The sequence below is a fragment of the Verrucosispora sp. WMMA2121 genome, assembly GCF_027460185.1.
Lineage (GTDB): Bacteria > Actinomycetota > Actinomycetes > Mycobacteriales > Micromonosporaceae > Micromonospora > Micromonospora palythoicola.
The window spans coordinates 1637362-1656814 of record NZ_JAPZBH010000006.1 but is presented as its reverse complement, the minus strand read 5'-3'; the positions used below and the strand labels follow the sequence as shown (position 1 = coordinate 1656814).

At 68.3% G+C, this 19453-nt stretch carries 11 protein-coding genes and 5 pseudogenes; 8 read left to right on the top strand and 8 right to left on the bottom strand.

The annotated features are described in order from the left end of the window. Window positions 1-146: 146 nt before the first annotated feature. Complete coding sequence (locus tag O7605_RS16500; protein WP_269740003.1) at window positions 147-1931, bottom strand: nucleoside hydrolase-like domain-containing protein; 1785 nt, start codon at window positions 1929-1931, stop codon at window positions 147-149. 355 nt (window positions 1932-2286) lie between these two features. On the opposite strand from O7605_RS16500, the pseudogene O7605_RS32150 reads away from it, so the two are divergent. From O7605_RS32150 to O7605_RS16460, 8 genes and pseudogenes are all read left to right on the top strand, one after another. Further along, window positions 2287-2379 (top strand): annotated as a pseudogene (locus tag O7605_RS32150) (IS5 family transposase); the annotation flags it as partial. Between the two features lie 123 nt (window positions 2380-2502). Continuing rightward, window positions 2503-2916: pseudogene (locus O7605_RS16495) on the top strand (transposase family protein); the annotation flags it as partial. Window positions 2917-3082: 166 nt separating this feature from the next. Further along, complete coding sequence (locus tag O7605_RS16490; RefSeq protein ID WP_269740002.1) at window positions 3083-4216, top strand: ISAs1 family transposase; 1134 nt, start codon at window positions 3083-3085, stop codon at window positions 4214-4216. A 16-nt stretch (window positions 4217-4232) separates the two neighbouring features. Continuing rightward, window positions 4233-4621, top strand: a pseudogene (locus O7605_RS16485) (transposase family protein); the annotation flags it as partial. Then, window positions 4618-5602 (top strand): annotated as a pseudogene (locus O7605_RS31920) (DUF6807 family protein). The pseudogenes O7605_RS16485 and O7605_RS31920, both read left to right, overlap by 4 nt. A gap of 911 nt (window positions 5603-6513) precedes the next feature. Further along, window positions 6514-8616, top strand: a complete 2103-nt coding sequence (locus O7605_RS32145; protein WP_408058056.1) for a cellulose binding domain-containing protein — start codon at window positions 6514-6516, stop codon at window positions 8614-8616. A 447-nt stretch (window positions 8617-9063) separates the two neighbouring features. Further along, on the top strand, window positions 9064-10074 hold the full coding sequence (locus O7605_RS16470; RefSeq protein ID WP_269740000.1) for a sugar-binding transcriptional regulator: 1011 nt from the start codon (window positions 9064-9066) through the stop codon (window positions 10072-10074). Window positions 10075-10307: 233 nt separating this feature from the next. Then, window positions 10308-11652, top strand: a pseudogene (locus O7605_RS16460) (NF041680 family putative transposase). Between the two features lie 124 nt (window positions 11653-11776). Here the strand turns inward: O7605_RS16460 and O7605_RS16455 are convergent. The 7 genes from O7605_RS16455 to O7605_RS16425 all read right to left on the bottom strand — a co-directional run bounded on the left by O7605_RS16455 (window position 11777) and on the right by O7605_RS16425 (window position 19424). Next, complete coding sequence (locus tag O7605_RS16455) at window positions 11777-12766, bottom strand: D-ribose ABC transporter substrate-binding protein (protein ID WP_269739998.1); 990 nt, start codon at window positions 12764-12766, stop codon at window positions 11777-11779. 64 nt (window positions 12767-12830) lie between these two features. After that, window positions 12831-13943 carry an ABC transporter permease gene (locus O7605_RS16450; RefSeq protein ID WP_269739997.1) on the bottom strand — a complete coding sequence of 371 codons (1113 nt, stop codon included), beginning with the start codon at window positions 13941-13943 and terminating at the stop codon, window positions 12831-12833. Beyond that, the gene (locus O7605_RS16445; protein ID WP_164446298.1) at window positions 13940-15478 is read right to left on the bottom strand and encodes a sugar ABC transporter ATP-binding protein; all 1539 of its coding nucleotides are present in this window, start codon (window positions 15476-15478) and stop codon (window positions 13940-13942) included. The genes O7605_RS16450 and O7605_RS16445 overlap by 4 nt, the downstream gene beginning before the upstream one ends. Then, a complete protein-coding gene (locus O7605_RS16440) occupies window positions 15475-16107 on the bottom strand; it encodes a DUF2291 family protein (RefSeq protein ID WP_164446297.1) in 633 nt (210 codons plus the stop codon). Before O7605_RS16440 ends, O7605_RS16445 begins: the two co-directional genes overlap by 4 nt. Next, the gene (locus tag O7605_RS16435; protein WP_269739996.1) at window positions 16104-17579 is read right to left on the bottom strand and encodes an FGGY family carbohydrate kinase; all 1476 of its coding nucleotides are present in this window, start codon (window positions 17577-17579) and stop codon (window positions 16104-16106) included. The genes O7605_RS16440 and O7605_RS16435 overlap by 4 nt, the downstream gene beginning before the upstream one ends. Beyond that, window positions 17572-18543 carry a transketolase family protein gene (locus O7605_RS16430; protein ID WP_164446294.1) on the bottom strand — a complete coding sequence of 324 codons (972 nt, stop codon included), beginning with the start codon at window positions 18541-18543 and terminating at the stop codon, window positions 17572-17574. The genes O7605_RS16435 and O7605_RS16430 overlap by 8 nt, the downstream gene beginning before the upstream one ends. Beyond that, a complete protein-coding gene (locus O7605_RS16425) occupies window positions 18540-19424 on the bottom strand; it encodes a transketolase (RefSeq protein WP_269739995.1) in 885 nt (294 codons plus the stop codon). Before O7605_RS16425 ends, O7605_RS16430 begins: the two co-directional genes overlap by 4 nt. Window positions 19425-19453: the final 29 nt, after the last annotated feature.

The following is a 19453-nucleotide window of genomic DNA, read 5'->3' as shown; positions in this document are numbered from 1 at the left end:
ACGAATTTGCCGGGGCCCTGCAGGACGTCCTGCGACGAAGCCACAACCCACAAAGGTCAGTTAAGGCTGCCTTCCTTGGCTACCAGCGGATCGCTGGTACGGCTCTGCCGCAGGACGCGTCCAAGGAGATGCGAGTAGGTCCGTGGCTATCGCACGTCGATGACCACGCGGCGGTAGGAGTACAGGTTGGGTGAGCCGTTGTCGCGTAGCTGCAGGATGATGTGGATGTCGCGACCGCCCGCGTTGGACGGAACCTGCACGGTCGCGTTCGCGTTGGAGCTGTTGTTGATCGTCACGGCTCCGTTGTGCGAGCTGGGTTCGTCGTAGTACGACCAGGAGTAGGTCAGCGCGTTGCCGTCAGGGTCGCTGGATCCGGCCCCACTGAGGTTGACGCTGGAACCGGGAGCGGCGGAGATCCGCAGGACTCGCTTGGTGTTGTCACCGTTGACCACGGCGGTCGGGTGGTGGTTCGCGCCGGAGTAGGTGCCGGTGATGGTCCAGTCCATCCGGGCGGCGAAGTCGTTGTGGATGGCGGTGCCCCAGCGGCTGATCGAGCTGCCACCGTCCGAGGCGTCGCTGTACATGTAGTACGGGTCGTACGACGGTTCGTTGCTGAGCCTGCCGGCGCACGACATGCCGCGGACACCGGTCTTCTCGGCCGGACCGAAACGTCCGCCCCAGCCGCCCCAGTCCACGCGGTCGGGGTCGGTGAGGCCGTTGGTCAGCTGGTGCATGAACGCGGGGCTGTCGCCCTCGGTCGCGTACTTCCTGTCCGGGTACTGTGCCCCGAGCGGCCCGTGGTTCTGAACGTTGGTGTCCAGCCAACTGTCGGAGGGCTGCCAGCTGTAGACCAGGTTCTTGGCGCGGATGTAGGTCAGGCTGGGGAAGTTCTTGGTGATCCATGCTCCGGCGTCGTCCTGCCCCAGGATGTCGTACACCCGCAGCTTGCTGACGAACTGGTCCACCTGGGCCTGGCTTCGCGTGTTCTTCACCTTCCACAGCGCCTGGGCCAGCGTGTTCCCACCGCCCCAGAAATTGACCCACACGGGGCGGGGGTCGTGCCGGTCCACTGCGGCGATGATCAGTTCTGAGCCGGGGCTGTCCATACCGGCACCGACGCTGCCCATGCCGTAGCCGGTCTGGCCGAGCTTCGAGATGGACTGCAGGTAGGCGAGGCTCGGGAAGCCAGCGGCGTGCTTCTGGAGATTGGGAAGTACCTGACCGTACGCGTTCAGCCTGGGATTGAGCAGGTTGGCCATGTTGGACGAGCTCTGGGTGGTGCGCCAGCAGCCCGTCGTCCCGATCAGGCCCTCGAGATCCACCTCGTTGACGGTCACCAGCATCCGGACCAGGGACTGCAGGTCGTCGGGGTCGGCACCGAGATCCGTCATGTTGATCACACGAGGTTTGACCGACTCCCCGGGGGGCGGTGGGGTCGTCGGTGGCGGGGTCGTCGGTGGCGGCGTGGTCGGTGGCGGCGTGGTGGGTGGGAGGCTGCCGGTGCAGGTGGTGCCGTTGAGGGTGAACGAGGTGGGGACCGGGTTGCTGCCGTTCCACGTGCCGTTGAAGCCGGGGGTGACGGTGGCGTTGGTGGCGAGGTTGCCGTTGTAGGAGGCATTCGTGACCGTCACGTTGCCGCCTGACTGGCTGACGGTGCCGTTCCACAGCTGGGTGATGGTCTGCCCGGCGGCGAAGGAGAACTTGAGCGTCCAGGCGGAGATCGGGTCACCGAGGTTGGTGACGGCGATGTTGGCGCCGAAGCCACCCGACCACTGACTGGTGATGGTGTAGTCGACGCGGCACCCGGCCGCGGCGCTGGCCTGGGTGGCACCCGCGACGACCCCGGTGGACGCGACGACGAGAGCAGTGGCCGCGATGGCTCCGCGACGTAGACGTGACGGTGGGACGGTACGGCGGTGGACAAGCCTCATCGGGCTTCCTCTCTGCTGCCGTCACGGTGCGATAGACGGCAGCATCGGGCAACTGGAGGCGACTCGGAGAATCCAATTCTGCAGAAGGCCAAAAGACCTACGCTGCCGCCGGCCACCAGCTGCAGGTAATCAGGAATGTCTGGGTTCGATTCGTCGCCGTTGCCCTCGGCTCCGATGATCAGCGCGGCCGACTCCCGTAGGCCGTATAGACAACCATCGTGCCAGTGTCTAGCGATTGAATCAATGCTGATTATTGATTCAATCGCTCAGTCCCGGGTTCCACAGGTGATCGGGTTTCTGCGACACCTCTGCCGGTCCTGTCGCTGGTGAGAGCGTTGTGGTCTAGCGGAGACTCCGAAAGTTCGGCCGCAAACGCGGCATCATCACCGACACCCTCGGCCTCCTTCTCGCTGTCATCGTCACCGCCGCCAGCGCCAGCGACAACACCGAGCCGTTTCCAAGCTGATTTTGCAGCCCAGGGTGGGTGTGGCAGGCCCGGTGATCGATGGGTGCGAGGCTCCAGGTAGGACAGCTGTCGAGCAAGACTCGAAGCCCGACCGGGAGCCTCGCCATGCTGTCCTACCCCGCCACGATTCCGTTGTCCAGCCGCACTCTGAACCACCTCGCCGAACGCATCCGCGACCACCGCAAGCAGCGCCGATCCCACTGGCGGCGCCTTGAGCCCGGCCGGCAGGCGCTGCTCGCCCTGGCCCATCTGCGTAACGGCGACACCTATACCCGACTTGCCGCCGGCTTCGAGATCGGCGTCGCCACTGCCTGGCGCTACGTCCAGGAAGCGATTGCCCTGCTCAGCTCGGCAGCCGCCGACCTGACCGCGATGCGACGCATCCGGCTGCTGGCGTACGCGATCCTGGACGGCACGCTGATCCCGATCGACCGGGTCGCCGAGCAGAAGCCGTACTACAGCGGCAATCACAAACGCCACGGCGTGAACGTGCAGGTCATCTCCGACGCAGGGCCCCGGCAAAGTCGTGGCGGGTGTCCGGCTTGAGTTGGTTGGTGCAGAAGCGCCGGGGTGGGGAGATGCAGGGCGGGCATGACCGCTTCTGAAGATCATCGAGGTTCTCGAGGCCTTGTTGATCTGTTCGAAGTGAGCCATGCCCGCGTCGCCATCATCGCTGATCTCATCGTTGTCGATCGCACCGGCCGGGGTGTCTGCGCCGGCTCATGCTCCCGGGCTGCTCGCGGCGTTGGCGGGCCTGTCCGATCCGCGGGCCCGCCGGGGAGTTCGTCATGCGCTGACCAGCGTGGTCGCGGCGGCGGTGTGCGCGGTGGTGGCCGGCTGCCGTTCGTACGCGGCCATCGGTGAGTGGGTCGCGGACCTGCCGGCGGACACCGCACAGATGTTGGGTATCGACCCAGGACGGCGTCCGTCGGAGGCGATGCTCCGCCGGTTGCTACAGGCCCTGGATCCGGACCAACTGACCGCGGTGATCGCCGCGTGGCTGAGCACCCGCAGCCCCGCGACGGGTACGAGGCGGGCGATCGCCGTCGACGGCAAGAGCATTCGCGGGTCCCGCGCCGCCCACAGCACTGCCCGACACGTCCTGGCCGCCTGCGACCAGGCCACCGGCGCCATCCTGGCCAGCACCGACGTCAACGGCAAGACCAATGAAACCACCTGCTTCCAGCCGTTGCTCGACCAGATCGACGACCTCACCGGTGTCGTGGTCACCGCCGACGCCCTGCACTGCCAACGCGAGCACGTCGCCTACCTCGCCCAACGCGGCGCCAACTGGATCCTCACCGTCAAAGGCAATCAGCCCCACCTGCACGCCCAACTCGCAGCCCTGCCCTGGCGAGCCGTCCCCCACGCCGACCGCGCAAGCGACCGCGGGCACGGCCGGCGGGAGATCCGCAGCCTGAAGATCCTGTCCATCTCCACCGGCATCGACTTCCCCCACGCCGCGCAGGCGCTGCAGATCCGACGCCGCCGACGCCGCCTGGACCAGCCGAAACGCTTCACCACTGAAACCATCTACGCGATCACTGACCTGCGTGCGCACCAAGCCAAGCCCGCACATCTGGCCGGCTGGGCCCGCGGCCACTGGTCAATCGAGAACAAGGTCCACTGGGTCCGCGACGTCACCTACGACGAAGACCGATCCCAAATCCGCACCGGCACTGGACCACAGGTCATGGCCGCCCTCCGCAACACCGCCATCAGCGCACTACGCCTGACCGGCATCACCAACATCGCCGCCGCCAACCGCCACCACGCCCGCGATAGCCATCGACCGCTGGCTCTGCTCGGCATCACCTAACGACTTTGCCGGGGCCCTGATCTCCGACGCCACCGGCCGGCTCGTGTGGGCATCACCGGCACTGCCCGGTTCGGCACACGATCCGACCGCCGCACGCGGTCACGGCATCATCGATGCCCTGACCAGCGCGGACGTGCTGACCTTCGCCGACAAGGGCTACCAAGGCGCCCACGGCAGCGTCCGCACCCCGCTCAAGCGGCGCCGCTTCCGGCCCAAGCTGTCACACAGGCAGAAGGCCGTCAACCGAGCCCACGCGAAGATCCGCGCCCGCGGAGAACGCGCGATCGCCACGCTCAAATCCTGGAAGGTCCTGGCCAAGCTGCGCTGCTGCCACACCGAGTCACCGCGATCGTGCAAGCCATCCTGGTCCTGCACCACGTCGAAGCCAACCGCTACGCAGGATGAAAGTGGCTCATACTGCAGGCCGGCGCCTGCCGGCTGACCAGTCCGGTCTGCCACCGCCGCCGTGCGCAGGACGGGAGGAGTTCACCATGGGCGGCCGGTCCACCGTGTCCGACCTGATCAGTCTCAGCCTGGCCGACCATGTCGTGGCGGACTACGTCTGGCAGCTGCGTCTACCGCTGACGGCCTCACCGCGACCTTTTCTACATCCGGTACGAACCCTGACCGGCGCCGAGGTCACCGAACTCATGCCGGAGGACCACCCGCATCACCTGGGGTCTGTGTGGCGATCGCCGACGTGGGCGGGGTCAACTTCTGGGGTGGTCGTACCCTTGTTTCCGGCCGGGGCCCGATGGACCTGCGCAACCACGGCACTCAACTTCACCAGAGGCTGGGTGCGTACAACCCCCAGCAGCATCGACCACGACCTGCGCTGGACGGGACCTGAGCGGGTCGACCTGCTGCACGAACGGCGTACCATCTCCGCCGTAGCGGTCAGCGAAGTCGCGTGGGCGCTGGACTTCAGCTACGAGATGACCAACGTGACCGCCCTGCCTCTCGCTCTCGCCAGCCCCGCGACCAACGGCCGGCCGGCCGCGGGCTACGGCGGCTTCTTCTGGCGGGGCCCGGCGAAGTGGCCGGCGGGTGGAGGTCCTCGGCCCGGATCGCGTCGGAGTGCGGCACCTGCACGGCAGCCGCGCCCGATGGCTGGCGCTAGTCGGTGGGGGCAGCGACGCACCGTGGAGCCTGGTCTTCGTCCCCGACCGCGGGTCACAGCAGGCCGATCAGTGGTTCGTCCGCCACGACGACTACGCCGGGGTCGGCTCCTCGCTGGCCTGGGACCGGCCGCTCGTCCTGGCCCCGGGCGCCGGGATCCGCCGCCGGATCGTGACTCTGGTCATGGACGGCAGGCTGCGGGTGGCACAGGTGGCCGGTGTTCTCAGCGCCGCCGAGGCCATCCTGACCGGGGCGGGAACGGGGTAGCAGCGGCGGTGACGTGGGAGACCGAGTCTGTTGCCTGCGTCCGGGTGGCCTTCGACCCTCGCGGCTGAAGTTCGAGACCGAGACACCCGTCTAGTGGATAAACATTCAGCAACGGATATGTTGCTGCGCGCCGTCTACTCTGCGACGATAGCTGTCGATGTAGTGTGTGGAGCCAGGTGCCCTGATTGACCGCAGCCGAGGGCAACGGCGGCGGAACGACGGTCCTGAACATCTCATGCGAACACGTTGGCGCGTGGTGGAGTTGTCCGCCCCGTGCTCGCTCGGTGGGTGGGATGTCCGGGGCGGCCGGGCATGCCATACCCGTGCCACTGGCGGGCCGGTGTCGAAGCTCAGGCGAGTTCCGCCTGGGCTGGTTCGAGTGGCTTCGACTCATTCCGTCTATCTCTCCCGCGTGGCGTCTGATGATGGCGCAGCCGCCGCAGGCGGCATGTCGTGTCGTGAGCCTCCGGGGCGATGAGCGCGAGCCGTTCGCGTCCGTGTCCGGTCTGAACCGCTGGCCCGGCATGAGATCCCGGCCTGCCAGCGACTGCTGGCGGCGGTGTGTGCCGTCAGCAACGTCTGGTAGTCCGGCAATCGCTGACGCGGCCGTTGTGGCATCCGACTGGAGCTGGCATGCAGCCGGAGGTCCCACGGCCGGCTCACCGGCTGCTCACCGAGGCAGGGATCAACCAGAACAAGGGCCTGCGCTTCGCCTGGAAATTATATGCGGGAAGTGGTCGTTCATGGGTCGTCTGACGGAGAGTCAGCCTCTCTGCGTCCGGTCGACCGACGTTTCAGGAACATGACGACACGTTGACAAGCGCGTCGCGTGACGTTATGTTCGCGGTTCGCATGCATCGAGCACCATCAATGAATCGATATTCGCGGCACCGCTGTTGGCGAACGCCCGGATGTATCTCGATCTCCTACACGAACCTCAAAGGAGGGCAAGGATGGAAACAGTTGGGCATCCACCGATCAGCCGGTTGGGCTGGCGGTTGCCTGGTGTCACGGGGGCGATGGTGATCACCGTCGCTATGGCGCTGGGCGCCGCGTCAATCGCCACGCCGCGAGCGGGGGCAGCGGTGGACCCCGCGCCCGTAGCGGCGGCGGCCCCGCTCGCGTTCCCCGGCGCGGAGGGGGCGGGGGCCAACGCCAAGGGCGGCCGCGGTGGTGACGTCTACTACGTGACCACGCTCGCCGACTCCGGGCCCGGGTCGCTGCGGGCGGGCATCGACGGCGCGCCGGCCGGTGGCCGGACAATCCTGTTCAAGGTTTCCGGCACGATCGCGCTGAACTCCAACCTGGGGATCAACAAGTCGAACATCACAATTGCAGGCCAGAGCGCGCCCGGCGACGGGATCGCGATCCGCAATCACACCCTCGGCATCGGCAATGGCGCCCACGACGTGGTCGTCCGTCATATCCGGCTGCGCACCGGTGCGAGTGACGATCGCGACAGTATGTGGATCTCGTCCGGCCGCAACATCATTATCGACCATGTGTCGGGGTCATGGGGTTCGGATGAGGTGATCTCGGCCAGTCGGGATGTCCAGAATCTGACCGTGCAGAACACCATCATTTCCGAGGCGTTGAACCGGGCTGGTCACGCGTTCGGCAGCATCATCGCCTCCGCGCACGACACCACATACTCGTGGCATCACAACCTGTGGGCGAACAACGTCAGTCGCAACCCCCGTCCGGGCACCGACGCCCCGGATCCGGGCTTCCGGCTGGACCTGCGCAACAACGTCTTCTCCAACTGGGGTTACGCAGCCGGCTACAGCGGCTCGGACGACGGCCCGATCGAGCTGAACTACATCAACAACTACCTGGTGGCCGGGCCGAACTCGACCGCGACGTGTGCCATGGAGAGTGGCGGCAGTCTGCGGACCTACCAGTCGGGCAACATGATCGACCTGAACAAGAACGGCCGGGTTGACGGCAGCAACACCGGGTGGGGGATGTTCTGTGGAAACCACGTCAGGCAGAGTAGTGAGTGGCCTGTCCCGTCGGTGACAACCGATTCCGCGGGCACGGCGTACGCGCGGGTGCTGGCGCAGGGCGGTGCGATGCCGTGGCGTCGCGACGCCGTCGACAAGCGGATCGTCGACAGCGTCCGCCAGCAGAATGGACGGATCATCAACAACGTCTCCGACGTTGGCGGTTGGCCTACCCTCGTTTCTGCGCCGGCGCCCACGGACACCGACAGTGACGGCATGCCGGACTATTGGGAGCACGCCCTCGGGCTCAACCCGAGCAACGCGGCGGATCGGAACAACACCGATGCGACCGGTTACACGATGCTGGAGAAGTACCTGAACTGGTTGGCTGACGGCCACGCGACGGTCGACCGCAACGGGTCGGTGGACGTAGACCTGCGTACCCTCAACGGTGGCTTGGCCCTGAACTTCACCGTCGCCTCGGGCAGCAACGGCACGGTGACCCTGCTGGGTGACGGCCGTACCGCCCGGTTCACCCCGGCGGCCAACCATAGCGGGCTGGCGAACTTCACCTACACGGCGACCGATCCGGCCTCGGGACTGGGCTTCGGTCCGGTGAGCGTGGGCGTGCTGGTGCGGGGCAACGGCACTGCGCCGCCGACCACTGCGCCGCCGACCACTGCGCCGCCGACCACTGCGCCGCCGACCACTGCGCCGCCGACCACTGCGCCGCCGACCACTGCGCCGCCCTCGGCAGGTTGCCGGGTCACGTACACGGTCAACGCGTGGAACACCGGTCTCACCACCGCCATCAGCATCACCAATACCAGCACCACGACGGTCAACGGCTGGACGCTTGCGTTCACCCTGCCCGGCGGGCAGACCATCACCAGTGGCTGGAACGCCACCTACTCCCCGTCGAGCGGGGCGGTCACCGCCCGCAACGTCTCCTACAACGGCACGATCGCGCCGAACTCCTCGGTCGACATCGGCTTCCAGGCCAACCACACCGGCAACACCGGCCGGCCGTCCTCCTTCACTCTCAACGGCACCACCTGCACAGTCGCCTGACCCACCGCCCGGCGCCGGTGCCCTCCAGCACCGGCGCCGGGCGACCGGACATCCGGTCCGCGGGCAGACAGCCCCGGTTCCTCTCGCAGGTCACCGCCATCGGGTCCCGCCCACTCACCCGGTTCATCGAACGGCTCGTATGTCCGGTACCAGATCTTGGCGGCCGTGGCGCCGCCCGGCAACGCCACCTGGGTTAGGTTGAACCTGGCAGCGAAGTCCGCCAGTCGACCGTTCCGCACTGCCGGTTCTGTGCCCACCGGGCCGGCCTGGGCATTGGTCGTCGACTCACGCACCAATCAGATGGCGGCCGTCGACACCGATCCGCGCTCACCTTCGACCGTCGTGAATCCGTCCCGGAAGTAGCTGTGCGCAACCAGTGTTGAATACTCATTCAGGTATCCTCTGGTGGCGAGGCACTCGCCTCACCCGCACGTCGGAAGGAGTCCTGTGCCCAGCGAACGCGGTGATCTGCGGGAGCCGGCGATCGGCGGCGTGTCCACCAGCCAGTTGCGGCTGTTGACCAAGGTGGCTCGGATGTACCACGAGCACGGGATGCGGCAACCGCAGATCGCCGAGCAACTGCACATCTCCCAGCCCCGCGTCTCTCGCCTGTTGAAGCAGGCCACCGCGCTGGGCATCGTCCGCACCACCGTGATCACCCCGGCCGGCGTGCATGCCGAGCTGGAGGAAGAGATTGAGCGCCGATTCGGTCTGCGAGACGTGGTGGTGGCCGACACCGGCCACTCCTCGCCGGGCGAGCAGTCCGCCTTGAAGGCCATCGGCGCGGCGGCCGCAGTCTACCTGGAGACCACACTCACCGGCGGCGACCGGATCGGCATCTCCTCCTGGAGTTCGACCCTGCTCGCCACCGTCGACGCCATGCGCCCCCGCCCCAACCCAGTCGCCGACCAGGTCGTCCAGGTCATCGGCGGGGTCGGTAGCAGCACGTCGCAGATCTACGCCACCCGCCTCGCCGACCGACTGGCGATCCTGACCGGCGCCAAGGCGATCTTCCTGCCCGCCCCCGGGCTGGCCACGTCATCAGCAGCCCGCGAGGTCCTCGTCACCGACCCGCACATCAGTGACGTCATGGCCACTTATGGCAGCCTCACCATGCTGCTTGCCGGCCTGGGCAGCCTGGAACCGTCGCCGCTGCTGATGGAGAGCGGCAACGCCATCGCCGACACCGATCAGGACGCCCTGCGCAAACTGGGAGCCGTCGGCGACATCTGCCTGCGCTTCTTCGATGAACACGGCGAGGTGGTCAAGTCCGCGCTTGACGAGCGGGTACTCGGCATCGACACCGACACACTGCGATCGATACCTCGTGTCGTCGGGATCGCCGGCGGTACCCGTAAGTACACCGCCATCCGCGCGGCGCTCCGTGGCGGCTGGCTTGACGTCCTGGTGACCGACCTCGACGTGGCCCGGTGCCTCGCCGTGGAACCGGCCCCCTAACTTGATCTTTAACCTCCGCGGGTCCTTTGGGGACCCTGGCTGGTCACGGAAACAGCCCTTGGTCGATGATCTTCTTGTCTAGGGAAGAACATCAATAACCAAGGGCTGTTCTGGTGACCAGTGTGCATGGCCGTTGTGCGGCTGATGCCGTCGGGGACTTGGACAGGTCCCGGCGAGCGTTCTACGACTGCTTGACCGCGCTTGCGGACGCGTTGTTCGACCTGACGGACGCCGTGTTGTGTGCCGATGGGCCGGTCCGGTCGTTGGTGGAGTTGTCGCTGGTGGGTGAGCATCGTCGTGGTCATGGGGCGTTGTATGACGCCCTCGCCTGCGGGCGGCTGGACATCGCCCGGCTGCGTACCGCCCTTGCCGGGGTGCCGCTGCCGCGGGCGGCCGACGGGCGTCTCGTGCTGGCGGTGGACATCACCTGTTGGCTGCGGCCGGACGCGCATACCTCACCGCAGCGGATCCTGTGTCACACCTACGGCCGCGGTAAGGACCAGACGATCATGGTTCCGGGCTGGCCGTATTCGATGGTCGTGGCCCTGGAATCGGGCCGCGGTTCATGGACGGCGCCGTTGGACGCGGTGCGGCTGGCGCCCGGTGCTGATGCCGCGGCGGTCACCGCCAGGCAGGTGCGCGACATCGTGGGGCCGGCTGGTCTCCGCCGGGCAGTGGCAGCCCGGCGACCAGGACATCCTGGTCGTGGCCGATGCCGGCTACGACGCGCCCCGCCTGGCGTTCCTCCTGGCCGATCTGCCCGTGCAGGTCCTGGCGCGGATGCGCTCAGATCGGGTACTCCGCCGAGCCACGCCACCCCGGCAGCCGGGAACAATCGGCCGGCCGCCCCGTCACGGCGGCGAGTTCGTCTTCGGTGATCCCGCCACCTGGGGCGAACCCGACGCGGCCACCGTCACCGACACCCGCCTCTACGGCACGGCGTGGGCCCGGGCCTGGAACCGGCTGCACCCCCGGCTGACCCACCGCAACGCCTGGATCGACGCGGCGAAGGCACTGCCGATCATCGAGGGAACCGTCATCCGCTTGGAAGTCGACCACCTGCCCAGCGGCGCGACCCCGAAGCCGGTGTGGCTGTGGTGGTCCGGCGTCGACGCCACCGCCGCCGACGTCGACCGGCTCTGGCAGACCTTCCTGCGCCGCTTCGACATCGAGCACACATTCCGCCTGTTCAAACAGACCCTCGGCTGGACCTGCCCGAAGATCCGCACCCCGCAGGCAGCCGACCGCTGGACCTGGCTGATCCTCGCCGCCTACACCCAGCTCCGTCTCGCCCGCACCGCAGCCGCCGACCTACGCCGCCCCTGGGAGAAACCAGCACCACCACAGCGCCTGCCACCCGCCCGCGTCCGGCGAGGGTTTCGACACCTCCGCGCCAAGGCCACCTGCCCCGCCGGCGCACCGAAACCTTCCCGACCAGGACCTGGACGGCCGCCCGGCCGCCGCAACACCCAGCCCACCTCGCGTCACGACGTCCACATCGCGACCACCAAGAAGACCAACAAACCGGGCACCGGGAAGACGAAGACCGCGAGTCCTCGCCCACGCCAAAGAGGTTAAAGATCAAGTTAGCCTCCGCCCGGACCGCGGCACAGCAGGGGCCGTCTGCTTCCACCACCGGCGTCACCCGTCGGGTCCCGTGCCCGGCCGAGGAAGGCATGACACGGGACCTGAGGGACGGAACCTACTTCCTGCCGAAGACGCCGAACTGGTCGGCGTTGTCTTTGGTGACCAGTTCGCAGTCGATGGACTGTTTCTCCGAGGCACCGGTCGACCCGGTCTTGATGAACTTGTCGGCCTGCTCGACCGCCGTTTCGGCGCCGAGCACGGCCGGTTGCAGGGCGGTGGCGTGCATCTCTCCGGCCTTGATGGCGGCGATGGCGTCTGGGCTGCCGTCGAACCCCACCACCACGACCCTCCCGTTCAGTCCGGCGGCCTTGAGCGCGGCGACGGCGCCGAGTGCCATGGTGTCGTTGCCGGCGATGACGCCCTGGATGTTGCGGTTCTTCTGCAGGATGGTCTCCATCTTGGTGAAGGCTTCCTGCTGGTCCCAGTTGGCGCTTTCCTTCGCGACGAGCTTCATGTCGGGATACTGGGAGATGACGTCGGTGAAGCCCTTTGAGCGCACGCCCGCGTTGGTGTCGGACTCCTTGCCGACGAGCTCGACGTAGCTGCCTTTGCCCGACATGGCCTGGACGAAGGATTCGGCGGCCAACTGGGCGCCCTGGGCGTTGTTGGAGACGATCTGCGCGGTGGCGATGCCGGTGGCGTTGATCTCCCGGTCGATGAGGAACACGGGGATGCCCGCGTCCTTGGCCTTGCGGACCGGACCGATGGACGCGTCGGCGCCGGCATTGTCGAGGATGATCGCCTTGGCCTTGCGGGAGATCGCCGTGTCGATCAGCTCGCTCTGCTTGTTCGGGTCGTCGTCGTGGGACGCGACGGAGGTCTGGTAGCCGAGTGACTCCGCTTTGGCCTTGGCGGCGTCGGCCTCGGCCTTGAAGAACGGGTTGTCCGCTGACGGCGTGATGATCGCGATGAGGCCACCGGCCTCCTTGCCGCCTTCGTTCTTGGTCGACCCGTCGCCGGGGGAGCCGCACGCGCCGAGGAGAAGGGCGGCGCTGACAAGGGGCACGACGGCGAGGGCCTGCCTCCGGGGGATTGAAGAGTACATGTGGGACTCCATGGGGGATGGTGTGGTGTGGTGGGTTATGGGGGATGTGAGGGTGGAGCCGGAGTCAGACCGACGGTGTCTTGGTGGCTGCGGCGGCGGAGGCGAGGGCGCCCTGACGCCGCTGGAATCTCTGCTGCCCCTGGTCGAGCATGACGGCGAGGACGATCACCGCCCCCTTGATCAGGATCTGCCAGAACGTCGACACGCCGAGGAGCACAAGTCCGTCGGCGAGAAACCCGATGACGAAGGCGCCGACGAGTGTGCCGCGCACCGTGCCGCGGCCACCGCTGAGGGCCGCACCACCGATCACCACCGCGGCGATGGCGTTGAGTTCGTAGGTCTCGCCCGCCTGTGGTGCTGCGGAAGTCAGTTCCGAGGCGATGATGAGGCCTGCCACCGCCGCGCATCCGCCGGCGACGACGTAGACGATGGTCTTGACCCGGCGGACCGGTACGCCGGACAGCTCGGCCGCCCGATCGTTGCCCCCGGTGGCATAGAGCCAGCGGCCGAACGGGCTTTTGATCAGTACCAGAGCGACCGCGGCGGCGAGGATCGCCATCAGCCAGATCGAGGTGGGCAGCCCGAGCGGTCGCCCGCTGCCGAGGAAGCCGAAACCGGTGTTGCCGAGCTCCGGGCTGCCGGCCAGTCTGGGATAGGTGGTGCCGTTGGAGATGAGCAGCGCCAGCCCGCGGGCCACGTAGAGCATGCCGAGTGTGGCGATGAACGGCGCGACGCGGAAGCGGGTGATCAGGACACCGTTGACCAGGCCGACGAGCATCCCCACCGCGACGCAGAGCACGATGACCGCCCAGACCGGCGGGTATGCGATGGTGTCGAGGAATCCGAGCCGCAGGCCCTGCAGCAGTTCGCCGGCGACGACACCGGACAGTCCGACGACGGATCCGACCGACAGGTCGATGCCGCCCTTGAGGATGACCAGCAGCATGCCAAGCGCAATGATCGCGTTGATCGCGACGTGCTTGGTCATCGTGATCAGGTTGGTGACGGTCAGGAACGAGTCGGACAGCAGGCTGAACACGACGACCAGCACGGCCAACGCGATGAAGGCACGGAGCTCGAACAGGCCGTTGAGCAACGACATCCGGTGGGCCTTCGTGGCCGAGTCGGTGGCGGTGTCGTGTCCTGCCTTCGCCGGCAGGGTGGTCTGTGTGGTCACAGCGCCGGCTCCCTCTGCGCGGCGGGGGCGGCGACACGGCCGTCGGACAGGCTCATCAGTTCCTCCCGGGTTATCTGCCCGCGCCGGTACTCGCCTACCACCACGCCACGGGCGAGCACGAGCAACCGGTCGGGGATGTGCAGGGCCTCCTCGGCTTCAGATGTCGCGAAGAGCACGGAGAGTCCACGGCGCGCTTGAGCGGCCATGAGTTCGAAGATGTCCGCCTTGGCACCCACGTCCACGCCGCGGGACGGCTCGTCGAGAAGCAGGACGCGGGGCCGGGTCAGCAGCGCCTTGCCGATGACGACCTTCTGTTGGTTGCCGCCGCTGAGCGAGCCGATGGCGGCGGTGGCGCCGCTGGTCTTGATGGTGACCTCGGTGATGGTCCGCTCGACCGCCTCGCGTTCGGCGCTGCGCGTGACGAGCAGGTTGCGGACGAACCGTGACAGCCCGGCGAGGCTCAGGTTCTGCCCGACCGACATGGACTGGACCAGGCCGTCGCGTTGACGGTCCTCGGGAACCAGGGCGATCCCCTCGGCGATTCGTCGGCGGATGCCGGCGTCGCCCAACGGTGAGCCGTCGAGGGTGATCGTTCCTGCGGCGGGCGTGATCCGTCCGGCGAGCGTCTCCAGCAGTTCGGTACGCCCGGATCCCATGAGTCCGTAGACGCCGACGATCTCGCCCTCGTGAAGGGTCAGCGACACCTGGTTGACGGCGAGGCGGTGAGGGTTATGCGGGTCGGCGACCACGACCCGGTCCGCGGAGAGTACCGGGGCGCCGACGATGGTCTCGCGGTAGGGAAACAGCGCGTCGGGGTCGCGGCCCACCATGTGCCGGACGATCCAGCCGAGCGTCACCTCGCTCGCCGCACCGGCGGCCACCAGGTTGCCGTCCCGGAGTACGGCCACGTCGTCGGCGATCTCCAGCGCCTCGTCGAGATGGTGTGAGATGTAGACGACGGCGACCCCGCTGGTGGTCAGTTCCCGGATGATCCGGAACAGGACGGCTACCTCGGGCGCGGTGAGGGCCGAGGTGGGCTCGTCCATGATGAGCACCCGCGCGTTCTGCAGCAGTGCCCGGGCGATCTCGACGATCTGTTGCTGGCCGAGGCGCAAGTCGCCCACGAGCCGGTCGGGGTCCAGATCCTCCTCGAGCCGGCGCAGGACCGCAAGGGTGGCCTCGCGTTGTGCCGCCCGGTCGACGATGCCCCGGGTACGGATCTCGCGGGCCAGGAAGAGGTTGTCCTGCACGCTCAGGTTGGGGCAGAGACTCAGCTCCTGGTGGATGATCGAGATGCCCTGGTCAGCCGCCTCTCGGGCGGACCGGGGACGGACGGTCGTGCCGTCGAGTTCGATGTGGCCGGTGGTGGGCTGCTCGATCCCGGCCAGGATCTTCATCAGGGTGGACTTGCCGGCACCGTTCTCGCCGAACAGCGCCGTCACCCGGCCGGCGGCGATCGCGAAGTCGACGCCCTTGAGCGCATGGGTGCCGCCGTACACCTTCGTCACACCACAGGCACGCAGGACAGGGTTCACGGCGCCGTCCCGATCTCGATCGGGGTGATGGTGATGACCGACGGCGTGACGAAGCTGAACGCGCCGGTGAACGTGATCTTCTTTCCTGCCAGCTCCGCGGGACTCAGGTCGGACAGCACAGTCGCGCGCATCTGGTTGTTCAGTGCGGTCGCCGCGTCCGCGTACTCCACCTGGTTGAGGAAATCGCCGAAGGTGATGAAGCCGGCGGCGTCCCGCAGGGCCGTCCCGTTGATCGCCGGCCCTACCTGAAGCGACACCCGGGTCTTCGCGGGCAGTCCGGTGTCCGAGACGAGCATGAGACTGCCGGTGGTCTTGCCGGCGATGCCCTCGCCGGTGACCGCGAAGGTCCACGGGCCGGTGCTCTGCCGGTGGCCGTACTTCCGGCCGGCCGCCTCTTTGTCCGCGGTCAGGGCCGCGAACAGTTCCGGCAGCGGGGTGGCGCCCTGCCGGATGGCCGGCACTACCTTGCTCTGGTATGTCTCGGCGCCGTAGCGGGCTGGGTCGAACCTCTGTGCCTCCGCCGTCGAGGGCGCGTCCGCCGGCCGATACTCGGTGCTGACCAGGATCGCCACGACGAGTGCGGCGACGGCCGCCGGGCCGAGCCATCGCGGACGCGGTGCGAGGGTCACGATCTCCTCCTTCCCGGTACGGCAGCAGGTCGGGCCCGGTCGACCGCGTCGTGCCATCGGGTCCGCTCGGCGGCCCGGGCCACGTGGTCGGTCGACGGGTGGTACTCGTCGGTGGGTCGTAGCCGCCGCTCAAGGTCAGGCAGGCTCCACAGGCCGGCGGCCAGTCCGGCCGCGTCCGCGGCGCCCAGGCAGGACAGGTCCTGCTCGGCGGAGCGCCCGACCCGCCGCCCGCTGACGTCGGCCTGGGTCTGCATCAGCCGGGCGCTGCGGGTCAGGCCTCCGTCACACAGCAGCAGCCGCACCTCGCCGACGGTGGCCTCGAGCACCGCCACGACGTCCTCGATCTGGTGGGCGATGGCGTGCAGGGCTGCGGCGGCCAGGTCGCCGCGGCGGGTGGCCAGCGTCATACCGCTGAGTACGGCGACCGCGTCGGGATCCCACCAGGGGGCGCCCAGGCCGCCGAACGCCGGTACGATCTGCACGGGGCCCGCGGCATGCGCCGCCTCGTCGAGCAGCACCTGTACGTCGACGCCGAACAGATCGGCCAGCCAGCTGAGCGTACGGCCGGTCGCCCGGATATTGCCCTCGACGGCGAGAACAGGGCCGGTGACGTCCCAGGCGACGGTGCGGCACAGCCGCGGGCTGTCACCGCCGTCGCCGATGGCCATGACCGACGAGCCGGTGCCGTAGGTGGCCTTCACCACCCCGGGTCGCCAGCCGGCGTGCGCGAACATCGCCGCATGGGAGTCCCCGAGGACCGCCCGCACCGGAGTGCCGTCGGGCATGGGCGCCAGACCCCGGACGGCCGGGAAGTCGCCGCAGGAGGCGACCACGCGGGGCAGCACGGCGGCGGGTACGGCGAAGAGGTCAAGGAGGCGTTCGTCCCACCGCCGGGTGTCACTGTTGAGCAACTGCGTGCGCGAGGCGTTGCCGACCTCGGTCACGTGCTCTCCACCGAACCGGCTCAGCAGCCAGGAGTCGACGGTGCCAAGGCACAGTGCGCCGGCCTTGGCACGCCGCCGTTGCGGGTCGTAGGTGTCCAGGAGCCAGCCGGCCTTGAGGGCCGAGAACATCGGGTCCAGGGGCATCCCGCTGATCGCGCGCACGAGCGGGCCGCTGCCAGCCGCTGCGAGTTCGTGGCACGCGCCGTTCGTCCGCTGGTCCTGCCAGCTCACCAACGGCCCGAGCGGTTCGCCGGTGCGGCGGTCCCACAGCACCAGCGACTCCCGCTGGGTGCTCAACCCGACCGCCTCGATCCGGTGCGCGAGCGCCGGGTCGACGCACGACGCCACGGCCGCGCGTACGCTCTGCCACAGCTCGACGGCGTCCTGCTCGACCCAACCCGGCTGCGGCTGCCGTTCGGACAACGGCGCGACAGCACGTGCGACGACCTGCCCGCCGGCGTCGACCAGGAGTGCCTTGGTGGAGCTCGTCCCTTGGTCCACCGCGAGGACGAGCGACCCGTCAGCCATGACCACCACCCGTGTCGGAGGTGCCGAGCAGGTCACGCACCGCCGCGGCGATGCCGTCCGCGGTCAGCCCGAAGTGCTCGAGCAGGAACGCGGTGTCGCCGGTGGGGGCGAAGACTCTGGGCACGCCGAGGATCCGCATCGGGGTGGGGTGGGCGGTGGCCGCGATCGCCGCGACTGCTGCCCCCAGACCTCCGGTCGTGGTCGCCTCCTCGGCGGTCACGATCCCTCGCGTCTCCCGAGCGGCGGCCAGCACCGCACGGACGTCGATCGGATCCACGAAGGGCATGTTCAACACACGGACGGCGATGCCCTCCGCGCGCAGTCGGTCGGCGGCGTCCAGCGCGCGGCTGGTCAGTGACCCGATCGCGATGACCGTGACATCGTCACCGTCGATCAGCCGAACCGCCGTGCCGGGGGCGAAGGGGGCGTCCGGTGGCGTGACAGCGGGCACCTTGAAGCGGGGAATCCGCAAGTAGGAGGGTCGACCTGAGGCAGCGGCCCAGCGTACGGCGGCCCGGGTCTGATCCGGGTCGGCCGGCACGATCACGTCGAGGTTCGCCACCGCGCGCATCCACGACAGGTCCTCGATGGAGTGGTGGGTCGGCCCCAGCTCGCCGTAGGCCATGCCCGGGCTCTGCCCGCAGAGCACGACGTGCACGTCGCTGTAGGCCACGTCCGCCTTGATCTGTTCGAGCGCCCGACCGGTCAGAAAGGGTGCCGCCGCGCAGACGAACGGGATCTTGCCCGCATTGGCCAGCCCGGCCGCCACACCGACCAGGTCCTGCTCGGCGATGCCGACGTTCACCAGCCGCTGCGGGAACTCCTCGCGGAAGCCCACGAGGTTGCTCGATCCGACCGAGTCGTTGCAGACGGCGACGATGCGCTCGTCCGCTCGGGCCATGAGGCGCAACTCGTCGGCGAACGCCTGCCGGCAGTCGAAGGTGACCTGCTCCACGACCGTCATCCGACGAGCTCCGCCAGCGCCTGGTCGACCTGGTCGTGGGTGGGCACCTTGTGATGCCACTCGACGCGGTCCTCCATGAAGGACACACCCTTCCCCTTGATCGTGTTGGCGATGACCGCGACCGGCTGCCCGGCCGACGACGGCCCCAAGGCACGCAGCAGCGCGGCGTGGTCGTGCCCGTCGACGTCGCGCACCTCCCAGCCGAAGCTGCGCCACTTGTCGGCGAAGGGCTCCAGACGCTTGGTGTCCTCGGTGCGGGCGCCCTGCTGCAGGCGGTTGCGATCGATCACCGCGGTCAGCGATGACAGTCCGTGGTGGGAGGCGGTCATCGCCGCCTCCCAGTTACTGCCCTCTTGCATCTCTCCATCACCGAGGACGACGACCGTGCGCCAGGTCGCTCCAGTCAGCCGCGCGGCGATGGCGCAGCCGGTGGCGACCGGGAGACCGTGTCCCAGTGCGCCGGTGTTGGTTTCCACCCCAGGCACCTTGAGCTTGTTCGGGTGCCCGTTCAGCGCGGACATCGGCGCCATGAACGTCTCAAGTTCCTCTTGGCGGAAGAAGCCGCAGTGCGCCAAGGTGGAGTACAACGCCGCGGCGCAGTGCCCCTTGCTGAGAATGAACCGGTCCCGCTCCCGCCACGTCGGCCGCTGCGGATCCAGTGACAGCGCTCCCCAGAAGCAGGTCACCAGGATGTCGGTCACCGACAGGTCACCGCCGATGTGACCCATCCGGGCGCGGTCGATCATCCGGACGATGCTGCGCCGCACCTCTCGCGAGATGCGCCGCAACTCGACGGCGGCGACATCGGCGTCGGACGCGCGCAGGCGGGCGGACAGTTCCCCGTACCGCTGGGAGCGTTCGGGATCAGCCGGCAGTTTCACGGTGCCACCTCATCGAAGGTATGCCACTT

What these genes read in the sequence shown, in the direction of transcription:
- O7605_RS16430 (WP_164446294.1), bottom strand. Translation starts at nt 18,543, where the DNA reads ATGACGGTCGTGGAGCAGGTCACCTTCGACTGCCGGCAGGCGTTCGCC.
- O7605_RS32145 (WP_408058056.1), top strand. Translation starts at nt 6,514, where the DNA reads ATGTATCTCGATCTCCTACACGAACCTCAAAGGAGGGCAAGGATGGAA.
- O7605_RS16435 (WP_269739996.1), bottom strand. Translation starts at nt 17,579, where the DNA reads ATGGCTGACGGGTCGCTCGTCCTCGCGGTGGACCAAGGGACGAGCTCC.
- O7605_RS16500 (WP_269740003.1), bottom strand. Translation starts at nt 1,931, where the DNA reads ATGAGGCTTGTCCACCGCCGTACCGTCCCACCGTCACGTCTACGTCGC.
- O7605_RS16455 (WP_269739998.1), bottom strand. Translation starts at nt 12,766, where the DNA reads ATGTACTCTTCAATCCCCCGGAGGCAGGCCCTCGCCGTCGTGCCCCTT.